This window comes from Thermodesulfobacterium geofontis OPF15 (assembly GCF_000215975.1).
Classification (GTDB): domain Bacteria; phylum Desulfobacterota; class Thermodesulfobacteria; order Thermodesulfobacteriales; family Thermodesulfobacteriaceae; genus Thermodesulfobacterium; species Thermodesulfobacterium geofontis.
This window is the reverse complement of the sequence record NC_015682.1, coordinates 1,091,953-1,104,841: the sequence shown is the minus strand read 5'-3', so window position 1 is coordinate 1,104,841 and position 12,889 is coordinate 1,091,953. Positions and strand designations below refer to the sequence as shown.

12 protein-coding genes and 1 pseudogene are annotated in these 12,889 nt (G+C 31.3%); 1 reads left to right on the top strand and 12 read right to left on the bottom strand.

Going from position 1 to position 12,889, the window contains the following annotated elements:
• Window positions 1–44 precede the first annotated feature (44 nt).
• The 7 genes and pseudogenes from TOPB45_RS05725 to TOPB45_RS05695 all read right to left on the bottom strand — a co-directional run bounded on the left by TOPB45_RS05725 (window position 45) and on the right by TOPB45_RS05695 (window position 4,818).
• Entirely contained in the window at window positions 45–1,517 is a 1,473-nt protein-coding gene (locus TOPB45_RS05725) for an SAVED domain-containing protein (protein WP_013909894.1), read from the bottom strand.
• Window positions 1,498–2,331: a hypothetical protein gene (locus tag TOPB45_RS05720; RefSeq protein ID WP_013909893.1), complete on the bottom strand. Its 834-nt coding sequence runs from the start codon at window positions 2,329–2,331 to the stop codon at window positions 1,498–1,500. Before TOPB45_RS05720 ends, TOPB45_RS05725 begins: the two co-directional genes overlap by 20 nt.
• Window positions 2,332–2,376: 45 nt before the next feature.
• The gene (locus TOPB45_RS05715; protein WP_013909892.1) at window positions 2,377–3,078 is read right to left on the bottom strand and encodes a hypothetical protein; all 702 of its coding nucleotides are present in this window, start codon (window positions 3,076–3,078) and stop codon (window positions 2,377–2,379) included.
• A gap of 11 nt (window positions 3,079–3,089) precedes the next feature.
• Window positions 3,090–3,515 carry a hypothetical protein gene (locus TOPB45_RS05710; RefSeq protein WP_144011492.1) on the bottom strand — a complete coding sequence of 142 codons (426 nt, stop codon included), beginning with the start codon at window positions 3,513–3,515 and terminating at the stop codon, window positions 3,090–3,092.
• A gap of 326 nt (window positions 3,516–3,841) precedes the next feature.
• Window positions 3,842–4,000 (bottom strand): annotated as a pseudogene (locus TOPB45_RS08805) (HU family DNA-binding protein); the annotation flags it as partial.
• A 147-nt stretch (window positions 4,001–4,147) separates the two neighbouring features.
• Window positions 4,148–4,552 (bottom strand): PIN domain-containing protein, encoded by a 405-nt coding sequence (locus TOPB45_RS05700; RefSeq protein WP_013909890.1) that lies wholly within the window; start codon window positions 4,550–4,552, stop codon window positions 4,148–4,150.
• Entirely contained in the window at window positions 4,549–4,818 is a 270-nt protein-coding gene (locus TOPB45_RS05695; RefSeq protein ID WP_013909889.1) for an AbrB/MazE/SpoVT family DNA-binding domain-containing protein, read from the bottom strand. The genes TOPB45_RS05700 and TOPB45_RS05695 overlap by 4 nt, the downstream gene beginning before the upstream one ends.
• A 524-nt stretch (window positions 4,819–5,342) precedes the next feature.
• On the opposite strand from TOPB45_RS05695, the gene TOPB45_RS05690 reads away from it, so the two are divergent.
• Complete coding sequence (locus TOPB45_RS05690) at window positions 5,343–5,678, top strand: DUF6884 domain-containing protein (protein WP_013909888.1); 336 nt, start codon at window positions 5,343–5,345, stop codon at window positions 5,676–5,678.
• A 104-nt stretch (window positions 5,679–5,782) separates the two neighbouring features.
• Here TOPB45_RS05690 and TOPB45_RS05685 read toward each other — a convergent pair whose 3' ends face one another.
• The 5 genes from TOPB45_RS05685 to TOPB45_RS05665 form a co-directional block, all read right to left on the bottom strand.
• A complete protein-coding gene (locus TOPB45_RS05685) occupies window positions 5,783–6,265 on the bottom strand; it encodes a hypothetical protein (RefSeq protein WP_013909887.1) in 483 nt (160 codons plus the stop codon).
• A 70-nt stretch (window positions 6,266–6,335) separates the two neighbouring features.
• Complete coding sequence (locus TOPB45_RS05680; protein ID WP_013909886.1) at window positions 6,336–7,847, bottom strand: ApeA N-terminal domain 1-containing protein; 1,512 nt, start codon at window positions 7,845–7,847, stop codon at window positions 6,336–6,338.
• 22 nt (window positions 7,848–7,869) lie between these two features.
• Entirely contained in the window at window positions 7,870–8,655 is a 786-nt protein-coding gene (locus tag TOPB45_RS05675; protein ID WP_013909885.1) for a PD-(D/E)XK nuclease family protein, read from the bottom strand.
• Window positions 8,656–8,674: 19 nt separating this feature from the next.
• Window positions 8,675–11,113, bottom strand: coding sequence for an McrB family protein (locus TOPB45_RS05670; RefSeq protein WP_049774819.1), 2,439 nt, complete (start codon window positions 11,111–11,113; stop codon window positions 8,675–8,677).
• Window positions 11,106–12,863 carry a DUF2357 domain-containing protein gene (locus TOPB45_RS05665; RefSeq protein ID WP_013909883.1) on the bottom strand — a complete coding sequence of 586 codons (1,758 nt, stop codon included), beginning with the start codon at window positions 12,861–12,863 and terminating at the stop codon, window positions 11,106–11,108. Before TOPB45_RS05665 ends, TOPB45_RS05670 begins: the two co-directional genes overlap by 8 nt.
• Between the last annotated feature and the right edge of the window lie 26 nt (window positions 12,864–12,889).

Sequence of the window (12,889 nt, the reverse complement as noted above, 5' to 3'; positions counted from 1 at the left end):
TCTCTTTACTACTTTAATTTATTATTTTTAAACATTACTTTTTTCTAATTCCTGACAGCTTCTTCCCTAATTTTTCTTAAAAATTTGAATTCTAAGACTGGTTGATAGGAAGAGCCTTCTTTTTGGAAATTGTAGATCCAGCCGTCAACATAATGACCAAAGGCTAAGCCTACCATGAAGGCAATAGGAACCGGGCAAGAAAAGAAGAAGTGATAGGTCTTCATTGAAAATTGAGAACGAATATCTTGGATAGCACTAGCACATTCTTTGGCAACCTCAGAAAAGCTCTCAATGGGGACATTCCCTTTTTCTTTAGCCTCTAAAACTAAAAAAGAAGGATTATTGAGATGGGAAAAGGCATAGGATTTTACATCTGCAACCGCTTCGTGATGTCCAAAGTTAAGCACCATCGCTAAGTCTTCTCCATTATGTTCAAAGAGCGTATTAATATAATTATACTGAGATTTTCTTTCTTTCAGGTATCTCGGTTCATCTATGGGAATGGTATGGTATTTTGTCTCCCACTCCTTAGCTTGATAGTGGTAAAAGACGAAAGGATAGAAGTGAGAATAAAGCACTCCAAGAGCAAAGCTTAAAGCCACAGCACCTCTTATGCCTATGTGAAAAATCTTATTCCCAGGGAGAGTAGTAACAATTTTATAATAACGAGTATAAAAGTCTTGACAAACTTTCTTCCAATCTTCCTCAGTCTTTAATTGTCCAGTTACCTGATAAAAAGTGTCTTCTTGCAAGCCATAGAATAACTCAAGCCCTTTAATGATCTCGAATTCTTCAAAAGTTTTTTCTCCAATGAAGTCTTTTAGAAAGTTTAAAAATTCCTCATATCCTGCGGTCGTGATGTAAAAGGGTATGTCCCATTTATCTTTTTCTAAATAAGCTTTAATAGTATTAAAACGCTTTACCTGAAGAGGAGTTATAAGCCTTAAACCGTGAGATTTAGCAAACTCTATTTTTTCTTTTAGATGTTCAACCTCTAAAACATCTCCTTTAATATTTAGGGCTCCTGTAAATCTTAAATCTTCAGGTATTCTTTCGATGCTTAACGCACAGGCAAGAGGAAGCATAAAACTTTTTCCAGAGATGTAGGAATCAAAGAATACAGCAAAGTTTTTGTTTAAAAACTTCTTAATAATAGTTAAAGAATTTTTAAGCTCAGGTAAATTGGTTATGATTTTAGAAGTATCAGGTATTACTAATCCTTTAGCAAAATCCGATTGGTCTTTATCTACAACGATTATTTCAAAATGTTTACCTTTCCCTTTAACAATCTGCTCGGCATCTTCAATAGGCTTAATCTTTAAATGCTTTACTAAAAGCTTGGGGCTAAAACTATCTTTCAACCTTTCGCGAATATAATTAATAAGACTAAACTGAATTTTTGGAGAAAATAAACTCCACCTCATTAAGAGCTCTTCAATATGTTCATCAAGTAAACCTTGCTCAAGGAAATTAAGTAGATGATTCTCGTCAAATTCTTCAAACGGAAATCTCGACATTTATTGCCTCCAACCAAGAGGTATAATCTGCAAGTTCAGGAAGGTTTGTAAATTCAAGCTTGATTGTTTCTAATGTACCCTCAAATAGAATATTGTTTTCAACTTTTATGGTTACTTTCTGTCCTAAGTAATCTTGTGGAAGATAGAGGGTGAGCTTTGGTCCAACCTCAGGGATTTTTTCAACTATGGCGAAGAAGTTTTTGCCTTTATGCACATTTTTTGAAGAAGCTGCCTTAGCATAGGCGAAATGAGAATTTTCATAATAGGTTTTTAGGTCATCTGGGATGGTAAAAACTGAAGGAGCAAATTGATACTCTTCAAGCTTTTCAAGATAAGTCAAGATAGATTCTGTATTGTAAGGGGCAAGAAGCTTCATCAGAAAGCGGATGTATTCGCCGCGAATGTCCTGAGGGATCTTGGCGCACTCGGCGTAGTCTTCAAGACGGTGGATGTCTTCTTCGTTTAGGATCCCTCGTTTAAAAGTATAGGTAAGTAAAAATTTTTCGTCCAAATATACCCAAAAAGGCAGCGCAACTAATAATGTTTTGAAATTATGAAGTTTTAGGATAGGGGTTTTAGGATTTAGCCAACCAAGAATGATCTCTTCTGTCAAGACAATAGCCTTGAAAAGTCTTTCTTGGTAAAAAGAAATCTCTTCAGCCAGAACAAAATAAATGGAAGGAAAAGTGCAAAGCTCACGCAACTCATTCACCTTAGGAGGGATTTTTTGAGAGACCGGGAATATTACAAGTTCTTTTCCTCTCAAAAATTGATATAATTCCCATTGCTTTTTAATTCTATCTGGTTTCTTCATTATTTAGTCTGGTGTCTAATTAAAAGTCCCTTTCGCCAATAAAATTTATTTCCTACTTTTAAACAAATCAAGCTTTTTGCAGATTTCTGACATAATAACATAAAATAATTTATCAGCAGAGGTACCTTCAAAAACTTCCTCTCCTAATATTTTCTTAAGCTTTGGTTTAAGCCTTTCCCACCTTTTGTATATAGCGTCTGCACTTGCTTTAACATCTTTTGGATTTTGTTTGTAGGCTTTGTATATGTACCAACAAAGCGTTTCTAATTCTTTTTTGGTTAATCTTTTCTTTAAGCTCATAACAAGATGACTCAAGGCACTATCTTCAAGAAAATTCACAAATACTGGGGGAAGCAAACTTTCAACACTGAATTTTTGCTCTTTATTCTCTTCTTGAGCTAAGTTTAAATCGTCAAAATTTACTTCTCTTTCCACAACTTTGAATCCTGAAGAAAGATGAAAATAAATTATGTTTATTGCAGTAGATAGAAGATATCTTTCATTTATATAAGGCAACTTAAGAAAACTATCCTTCTTAGAGACAATTCTAAAAATCAGTTCTGAAGTTAAGACTTCAAGATAGTCCGGTCCGTAGAACTTATGAAAAAGTTTTTCGATGTCCAAAGTAAAATAAACTTTAAAAGCTTGCCTGAATATCCGTTTAAGAATATTTAAAAATTTTTGATATTCTTCAGAAGTAATTTCATTTCTTATTATCCTTTCAATATTAGGTTTGTAATCGTACATTTCTTAAAAAACTAAAGTTTATCTAAAAATTCTAAATCTCGGCATACACCACAATGTATAACACCTTCAAGTTGCTCTTCTGGAGATTTAAGGATTAAACAAACAGGATTCTCAGGTGAAGAAAAAATTACATAAGATTTGGGAGAAAATTTAAAATATGGACAATTTTTCTCTAAGCTAACACAATTATTTAAATCAACAGCTATAGGAGTAAATCGCGAAGTGGTTAAGAAGACAATTTTATAACATTCCTTGCTATTTTCTTTGGATTTCCAGAAAATGCAAGGCCTAATTTTTCGCGAGATGTGACTACCTAAACAACCTCCTGCAATCTCGTCGAATTTTCTTAAAATCCGATTAGGGACTATGGCAAGGTGTTTATAATCTCCAGAATTAAGCTTAAAAAATAGCTTATATGGTGTAACCTTCCTTCCCATTTTTAAAGTTTTATCCATTAGATTAATTGATAACTAAAATTTAAATTTTAACAAGAGGGGAGAAAGTGTTAATCTTGAACATCCTAATTTATAGTGTCCCTTTTATTGTGTAAACCTTCTCCGGAAAGAAGATGATGGTTCTCCAATTCAATTTCATTAAATCATCTTAAACTTCCTTGAGTTTAATTATGCTTTTTTTAACTTTTTAAGTCTTTACACAATTAATAAGACACTACCTGTTATCATAGTGTCTCTTTTATTATGTAAAAATTTCTCTGGAAAGGGCATGGTAGGTCCCCAATTCAATCTCGTTCCTTTCAAGCTGATTAACTCTTTGATACTATCTCGCTTAGCTTTTTCCCAGCCCTAAACTTTACTACCCTCTTTTCAGGTATTTTTAATGGTCCTCCTGTCCTTGGATTTCTTCCTGCCCTTTCTGCCCTCCTTACTACCTTAAAAGCCCCAAATTCTACAAGCCTTATAGCGGATCCTTTTGAAACTCAAATCTTTACATAATTAATGGGACATTACTGTTTGAAAGGGTTGAAAAAGCCTAAATAATGGTTGAGACTAGTTTGGGCTTGGTTTGGAGTGAAGATTTAATTAAGATATCAATTTTCAGTAGCAATTTATTAAGGAACTAATCTTTTTATTTCTGGAAGCTTGTTAAAATCTTCATCATATGAATAAATTTCTTTTACTTCATGTTCTAACATAAAAAAATAATTAAAAAGATCTGCAAAAGAAACATTTGTATTAGGAAATGTTTCTAAAGCTTTTTCAAAAACAGCTTTATAAGGTATTTTCAACCCTCTCAAATTAATTAGAGGCAAAACTAAATCTCTTATTTCCTCTCTTAAAAGTTTATAATACTTTTGAAGAGTAAAGATTAATTCAAATATCACTAATGGGCTTGTGATTGCTTTTTCTTCCCCTCTTTCTATTTTCTTTAATAAGTCTAAAACCTTATAAGCTTTTTCTTCATCGTCTTTTGTAAGATAACGGAGAAATATGTTAGTGTCTAAAAATTTTCTCATTTAAGTTTCTCTATCACATTTTTTGCCATTTCGTTTTCCACAAAATCTCTTATTTCTTTGAAATTTTCTGGCTTTTTAAGCGCTTTCACCTTTCCAAAATTTTCTTCAAGTTTTGATTTTAAAGGAACAATTTTTACTTCATTGCCTTCAACTATAAAGCCTATCCTTTCCCCAGATTTTACACCAAGAATTTGTCTTATTTTTTTAGGTAAAGTAATTTGAAACTTTTTAGTAAGAATCGAGGAACTTGTAAGATTTTTAATCATTCTTTACCTCTATTAAAGTATTACTTCACTTTTAGTATTTTAATTCTTTATAAAGATTTTTCAAGTATTCAAGTATTTAGATAAGGTTTTTAAAAACAGATGTTTTTTTTGTGTAAAAACTTCTCTATAAAGTATGATAGTTCCCAATTCAATCTCATTGAATTCGTTTAACCTTCTTGAGTTTAACTTCTTATTTTTTTATAGTAATTCCTTTCCAGTAGTTTTAGATTCTCTGTCTTTTGGGAAGCTACCATTCCCTTTCTCATTTTTCAAGTCTTAACACAATTAATGAGGTACTACCGATCTTTCATCAATTAAATCATAGATAATTCTTATCACTATACTTAAATTTTTTACTTTCTTTAAACCCCCTTAAATCTTAATTTTTTATAAAAAATTTTTTTAGTTCTTAAAAATTCAGATATAATTTTAGGGCTAACTTAGATGAATGTTATATAATGTGCTTGGTGGAATAAAATGAACAATTACCAAAACCAGATGCAGATTCTACTAAGGCGAGAGATGTGTATATAGGACCGTTTGCTAAAAAGTGTAGAGAATATGCAGAAAAATTTTATTCAACATCTTGGTGCATTTTATCTGCAAAACATGGATTTTTGTTTCCTGATGAGATTGTTCCAGGTAATTATAATGCGACCTTTTGTAAAAATAGATCACAAAATATATCTATAGAGGAACTTTCTAAGCAAGTAGTAGAAAAAAGATTAGATAAGTTTGATAGAATTGTAGTTTTGGGCGGGAAATGTTATGTAGATATAGTAAAAGAGGTGTTTAGGGGAAAGGAAATTTATGCACCATTCATTGGTTGTCGAATTGGAGAGATGATGAAAAAAAATTAACGAGGCTATTCAAAGAGGTATTCCGTTATGACCCACATGCTATCATCTAAAAAGAGCGTATATAGCTACATTCTTTCAGCATGTCATACATATTACTCGTTTTTTTATAGCTCTCTCTTTTTTAAGAAATACTCTAACATCTCGATATCCTTTAAATCTTTTTCTCTCATGGCTAAAAGTTTCATTTTAATTAACCATTTTGGATGAAGAACTTTAACCTTTTTGGCTTTTATTTTTATACTGAAATACAGCATTTCTTTTAACCAATTATCTTGGGCAAGTAGAATATCAAATTGAAAATTCTCTTTTCTTACGGCCACATTGGTTAAATCAATTTCTTTCCATCCTTCTATTGTATAATTTTGACTTTCGAGAACAAAAATAAAATCGTTTATATGGTCTTCATCAAGCAAAACATCAAGCTCTCCTGGAGTTGGTTTTCTCTCGGGGATCCAAAAAGACACTGCCAATCCACCAACTATGGCATAGTTATATTCAAAAATTAAGTTTAGAAATTCTCTTACTTGCTTTATTTGTATAAACTCATCAAAATATGAATGAGTTGATCTATCCTTTTGTAATTTCAACTTTTATTTTTATTACCAAGAGAATTTCGGTAAGATGTTTTTTAAGTTATTACTTTTAAATTAATTAACATTAACTTTTACGAAACATGTTTGGATCATTCATTAACTCGGCTTCCATTTCTTTTAATTGACGTTTTAAATTCTTAACAGATCTTTTAGAATAAATATTTTTGATCATATCAAATGAGAAACCCAAATCTCTTAGTATACAAATTTCTAATAATCTTTTTAAGTTTAAAACTACATTTGCAAGTTCGTTCTTTTTTATAGGTTTATCATATAAGATATTCTCATTTGCAGAATCACTTAGCATGTTTCCTATCATTACGACTTTCTTAATAAATTCGTTTTCATCTGTAATAAATTCATCGATAACCTCATTAAGTTCTTTTGAATGTTTTCCTAAGCAATTATTTAAGAGATATTTTAATTTTTCTTGTAAAGCAAATCTATTAAGACAATCTAAATTTGTTATTAAAATATTTGCCTCATTTTTAGATAGCATGTTATTAATTAACTTCACTATTTCGTTTTTAACCTTATTCCATTTATCTTCCGACAATACATTAAAACTATTTGAATCATTAACTTTTCTCTTATAATCATGATATATTTCCAAAGCTTTGATTAAACCTAAAAATTTATGTTCTAAAGATACTTGTTTATTGTAAAACATTTCAAAATAAGCATTGTATACCCTTTCAAATAGTTTCGAATTCTTAAACCAATTTTGAAGAATTTTTTCCAAACTATCTTTTATATCTTTACAGGTAAATAAAAAATCAACCTCATTAAGACTTATAAATTCCTGATGAAATTTTGCAACATTATGAAAAATTTGAATTGGATCAATTCTATATGTTTTCTTTCCAACCTTTTCCCTTTTAACTTCGCTAATACCTTTTATTTCTTGCAAATAAACTGGATAATTTAATCCTAAGCTTATAAACCTTAATAAATGACTTATCATTTTCAAAAAATCAGTAAAATGTCTTTCATTAGAAGGTCTAATTATAATAGATTTTTTTGGATAAACCTTGATCTCCTCTATATTTAAAAATTGATCTTCTTTTGCCTCAAATAAGCCTCCTAATTGAAACTTACTTTTAAAAACTATCGTAAAATCATCAATGTTAACTTTTATAGGTTTGGGATTTTTAAACTTTACAATAGTTTCATCTTTAGAAACATCTTCTAATTCAACGGCAGCGATCTTTAACCAATCATCTAAATAAGTGCATTTAAAAGTAAGATCTATAAATTTAATATCTTCTTCTTTAGGAAAATGCACTCCGATAAAAGCAGTTTCACAATATAATTTAGTTGGCATTCCTATAGAGTCTAAATAAGGGACAATTTCATAACAATTATACAGAGTAATTTCTGTATTATTTATTGATTTTCCAAGAATAATTGTAGGATTGAAAGCTTTTAATTCGTTATCGGTATCATTATCTTTATTAAAGCTTTCACTTAATGTTAAAAATATTCCATCTCCATAAACAATACTTAAACTGCCTGAAACTTTGTTATCTGGAGCTTCAGGAAGCCACCAAACACCTGTATATTGAATTTCTTTCATTCCTTCCCCCTTTAGGTTAATTTTATATCAAACCAATATAACTACTGATTTTATTTAACCAGTCCTGTAGTAAATTACAACCTTCGCAGTTTGCCCTTCCTTCAGGTGGTGTATCTAAGGAAAGAATTTCAAAAAGAGTTTGACATAGTTCTTCTACCCACTCAGGGTCCATTAGCTTTACTGGCACAACAGTTGGATTAAAGCCAAAGAGGAATTTCTCTTTAGTTCGGTGTAGCATGACCTCATCATTAAGGTCTTTATACTCTGGGTCAAAGTATACTAAAGCTAAGCCTACAACAGGCTTTCCCAACTTTTTGTTAGCTAAGTAGGCATAAGCGTTAAGTTGTGCCTCATAAAGAGGTCTTATCTTAAGTTGATTTTCAGTTAGGCTTGATGCTTTATAGTCAATAATAAACAATGAGCCATCAGGGAATTCAAGTATTTCGTCAGCTTGTCCACTTAACACACATGCCCCATCAAAAAGAGTAACCTGGAAACTACTTTGTTTGAATAGCCTAACATTTTCAAAATCAAGCTCGAGATAATAATCTTTTAATTGATTTAATAACCAACTTGGTAAAAAATTTAGTTTTTGTACATAGTATCTAACTACTCTTTTAATGTAAGAATCAACTATATTAGGCAAACCTGAAAAGGGCAAAGAAAATGGATGTTTATCTTTAAGCGGAAACTTTTTAGTAATCCAGAAGCACCGAGGGCAGAAATCATCAAGAAGGGAATTTCCAATATCTCTGGCATTGAGAGTTATTTTATTTGTTTGAGGTTTAGATTGCTGCTTTTTAGCCATACTTGCCTCCTTTTTTAAATTAAGCAAAGCTTGCAAATCCAGTCTCATATAGTTGTCTAAGCATCCTAAGCACCTTTATAGCAGTTCTCTTGTATTTGACATTGTTAATAATTGATGTCTTTTCAGTTTCAGGTTTTTGCTCTGTATGAGGATGATCGCTTTCTCTTTCTTGTGTCTCTTCTTGTGTCTGATTTTGATTTTCACCTGATGTCTGAGATTGTGTATTAACCTTTGGGGATGCCCCTTCATTTGCTTCATTTAATTTTAATTCTTGTATTAATTTTTGTATTACTTTAATTAAATCTTCAGTTTTTGGCTCCTTTTCCTCGCTTGTCAAATTTTTCCAAATTTCTTTTTTCAAATCATTTAAATTTTTTGAAATTGCTTTTACCAAATCATCGCCATTCTTTATTTCTGAATTTCCCAAGCACCAATTTAAAACTAACCATAAAGGTTTTTCTAACTTCTGTCTTGGACCATGGAACTTTGGTAATACTTTCATTAATACTGCAAAGTCTAAGGCTTGTTCAAGTTGGAGCTCTCCTACTTCCTTAGGTGCATTCGTTGCATATTTAATAAACAAAGCTATTTCATCTAAAACTCTATATCCGAAATGTAGGTCGTAGGATTGAAGAATTTGATTGAGTTGTTTAAGTTCTATCAAAATTATTTTACCCTTTTCTACTTCCTCACTATTTACTTTTTCACTATAATTATATATCCATTTTAACGCTTCCTTAATTTCCTCTTTATCACCTACAACGCCGCAAAATCTTACTTGATCATTATTTTGTTTATTATTTTTACTTTTGATCTTTTTATTTCGTAAATCCTCAAGAAGTTTACTATGAATACTAACTGCCATTTCTTTTGCTTTATCTTCATCCATCTTAATCTTCGCTTTTTCATTATTAATATTGAAGGAAATGTAGTTATCAAAATCAACATCCCAAAATTCAATCGTAAAAGCTCTGTCCAACACTTTTGGACTAAACATATAGGTTGTCTCATCTATATTAACAGAACCTATGATGTAGAGATTAGGTGGTAAATTAATTTCTTTAGGTGGCAAATTACTTTCTTTACCCTCTTTAACATTATTAGAATCAACATTATGAAGCTTTATTGTTTCTTTTGTCCAGCCATGCTGGTCACGCCCTGATTCTAAAACACTTAGAAAATCAGCAAAGTAGTATTCTACATGAGATAGGTTCATTTCATCTAAGATGATGAAGTATGGATTCGCATTATTTTTATTAGTTTTATAATCATTTCTAGCTTTTAAAATAAAATCCAATAAAGGCGTTCTTTCATATTTTCCAGTAATAGGATTGTAGTAGCCAAGCAAAGCTTTGCTATCTCTCCAATCTGGTCTTACAGGAAGGAAAAGATGCGTGCACTTACATTGGTTTTGATTTTCAGAACTTGCTTGAGCAATCTGCATATTTTGCTCGTTTTGAGGATTACAATTAGGGCATAAAAGCTCAGCAAATAGTTGAGCCAACTTTGTCTTTCCGGTCCCAGTAAGACCTGAGAGAATGACAAAGCCTTTAGTTTTAAGAGCAGAATAGAAGGCTGTTATTAAATCTTGGTCAAAGTAGAAGCCTTTGTATTGGAAATACTGTTGTAAGGTTAATTTAGATATTTCTGTTTGTTTTACAGATTCTAATTTTTTTCCAACTTCTGCAATATTGGAACTTTCTCTGTTTTTATCTTGACTCTCATCTGATTTATTTTTCTTTAAGTCTCCATTTTGTTCACTTATAAAGTATAAAAATTGATCAACATCGTAATAATCCACTTCTTTATCTAAATTCTTTTCTATAATTGGCTTAATTCTTTCCTTTAAATAATCAAATAATGGTCTAAATTTTGGATAATATTTAAAATAAGAAGTTGGATTTCTTCCTGGGTTCGGGAACTTTTGATCTTTTTCATCTCTTGCTAAATTATTAATCCCTAAATTATTAATTCCCTTTATAGAAGCATTATTAATTAAGTAAAATTCTTTCGGATTTCGTAAGGTAAGTAATTCGGTTGCGTAAGCAATTCCTATATCTTTGGGGTTTTTTTCTGGTAATTGGTCTCCAGGATTTATTTTAATAAGACTTTTTAACCAAGTTTTAAATTCTTTAAAATACTCTTCGTCTCCCTTCTCTATTATTAAAGCAGGTATTTTATTTCCCCTAGATGCATCTGTCATTTTAAGCAAAGCACTTAGCTTCTCACTTGTTAAACTTTCAATACTTTCTTCATCTTTTAATAGTTCTTGTGCATTCTTTAATTTCTCACTTCTATTTTTTACGTCATTTTGCCCTTTCTCACTATTCAAATATTTTTCAAACTCTTCTAAATACTTTCTTATCTTCTCTTCATCCCATTTCCAATTGTTCAGTATCTCCTCTATTTTAGCCATCATTCCACCTCCCTTTATGTTTTTATATCTTTTTCTAATCATTTTCAATCGGATTTAACCCTATAAACCCTACTCCTTCAAATTTTTCTATTACCTCTTTCAAATTTTCTTCTACTTCCGATAATGAATAATTTTCCTTCTTTCTGCTTACATAATAAAAACAACCGCTATCCCCCGGATACACTACAATTGCTGCTCTACACTGCAAAGCATCCCTATAAGTATGCATCTTATATACATCATCAACCTTAACTACTTTTTCCAAATTTCCTTCTCTAATAGCTTCCTCTTCCGCCTCTTCCAATTTCTTCAAATCTTTATCTTTATCTAACTCCTTTAAATCAAACCTAAACTTGGCATCAAAAACAATTTCTAAGTTTTTCTCATCTTTTATTAGTGAAAAATCTGGACGAAAATCAAAAGTATATCCTTTCAAAGTCTTGTTATACACAAGCTTGTATCCCTTTCCTAAATCTGCTTCAGTCTCTCCTTCAAGACCGCCTTGTGGACCTTCTTTTATTCTAAACTTTGGCTTTGCTCCTTCTCCATTTATAACCTTTGCCAACATCTCAGACAACTTAAAAAAGCACCACAATTCATAAAGCTGGTCTATCCTTCTATTATCTATCGCCTCTTGTATGTTGTTAAATATAGGGATCCTTGCAAGGTGTAAAAGCCTATAAATGGTTAAGCACTCACGATAACCGTCTCGTTTTAATAAAACTTGTGATGAGGCTGGGAAAATAGTCATCTCCCCTACATCAGCAAAAAGCGGGTCAGCTCTAAAATACCTAACATAGTTTCTTAATCTCTCTATTTGTTCCTTATGTGAACTATCTTCTTTTAAAATATTCAGCCTTTCCAACTCATCACACCAATAGAGTATAATATCCATGAACTTTTTAATAAAACGGTTTTCAGGATTGTCTAAGCTCTCTATAAACTGCCTCTGATAAACTTTTAATGGAAGATATTTGGTATCTGTTGTATTATTTTTAAGAAATTTAGTTAAATACTCTAATTCTTCTCCTTTATACTCCTGCAAATATTCAGGATGTTTAAGCATCATAATGATTGTGTCTTCATCTACCTGCTTTGCTTCGCTAAGATATCCCCATCTTTCTTCGGTTGCTAATTTTCTGTAAGGGTTGTGCCAAATTGTTTGAAGGGCTTGGATTATAGCTTCTGCATTGTGAGCTAAGGTGTGAAGGATAAAGACTGGAGATGGTGGATAAGAATACTCCTCAGTATAAAATTCAGTAGGTGAGCTTAAGTCAAAAGGACATGTAGCAAGGTAATTGATTAAATCGTCTATTAGAGCCCTAAGAAATTGGCAATAGGGAAGCTTACCGTTTTGCTCATTTTCAGCCAAAGTAGTCTTACTTGAAATAACTTCTATCGGGTCCGTAATGATTTCTTTCCCATCCGTAAACTTCACCCTTATATAGCTTTTTCCAAGATAGTTTCTGAAAGTGAAAGAATACAAGCCTTTAAGGTATGGGATTTTGTTTGCTTCATTGGCTCCAAAGTAAATTTTGTCAACTTTTCTTCCTGAACTATCCTCAACCTTTACCCAAAGCTCTTTCCATTCTTCAACTACAACGGGAGAGATTTCAAAATCTTGATAAATAATAGATTTTTTAGATTTTTCCGTTAAAATTGGAGTTTCGTCATGTATTTCTTTCCTTAAAATTGGACTTTCGCCATGTATTTCTCTTAGGGTCAATCTAAAACCATCCTTTTCATCCTTTTTCCAATAAACTGTGTTTTTATCCTCACATTTTTTCCACATACCTTAGCCCTTATTTATTATATACT

Bases quoted from the DNA above. Each gene is read 5' to 3' on its own strand.
- TOPB45_RS05725 (WP_013909894.1), bottom strand. From the start codon at position 1,517: ATGTCGAGATTTCCGTTTGAAGAATTTGACGAGAATCATCTACTTAAT.
- TOPB45_RS05720 (WP_013909893.1), bottom strand. From the start codon at position 2,331: ATGAAGAAACCAGATAGAATTAAAAAGCAATGGGAATTATATCAATTT.
- TOPB45_RS05715 (WP_013909892.1), bottom strand. From the start codon at position 3,078: ATGTACGATTACAAACCTAATATTGAAAGGATAATAAGAAATGAAATT.
- TOPB45_RS05710 (WP_144011492.1), bottom strand. From the start codon at position 3,515: ATGGGAAGGAAGGTTACACCATATAAGCTATTTTTTAAGCTTAATTCT.
- TOPB45_RS05700 (WP_013909890.1), bottom strand. From the start codon at position 4,552: ATGAGAAAATTTTTAGACACTAACATATTTCTCCGTTATCTTACAAAA.
- TOPB45_RS05695 (WP_013909889.1), bottom strand. From the start codon at position 4,818: ATGATTAAAAATCTTACAAGTTCCTCGATTCTTACTAAAAAGTTTCAA.
- TOPB45_RS05680 (WP_013909886.1), bottom strand. From the start codon at position 7,847: ATGAAAGAAATTCAATATACAGGTGTTTGGTGGCTTCCTGAAGCTCCA.
- TOPB45_RS05675 (WP_013909885.1), bottom strand. From the start codon at position 8,655: ATGGCTAAAAAGCAGCAATCTAAACCTCAAACAAATAAAATAACTCTC.
- TOPB45_RS05670 (WP_049774819.1), bottom strand. From the start codon at position 11,113: ATGATTAGAAAAAGATATAAAAACATAAAGGGAGGTGGAATGATGGCT.
- TOPB45_RS05665 (WP_013909883.1), bottom strand. From the start codon at position 12,863: ATGTGGAAAAAATGTGAGGATAAAAACACAGTTTATTGGAAAAAGGAT.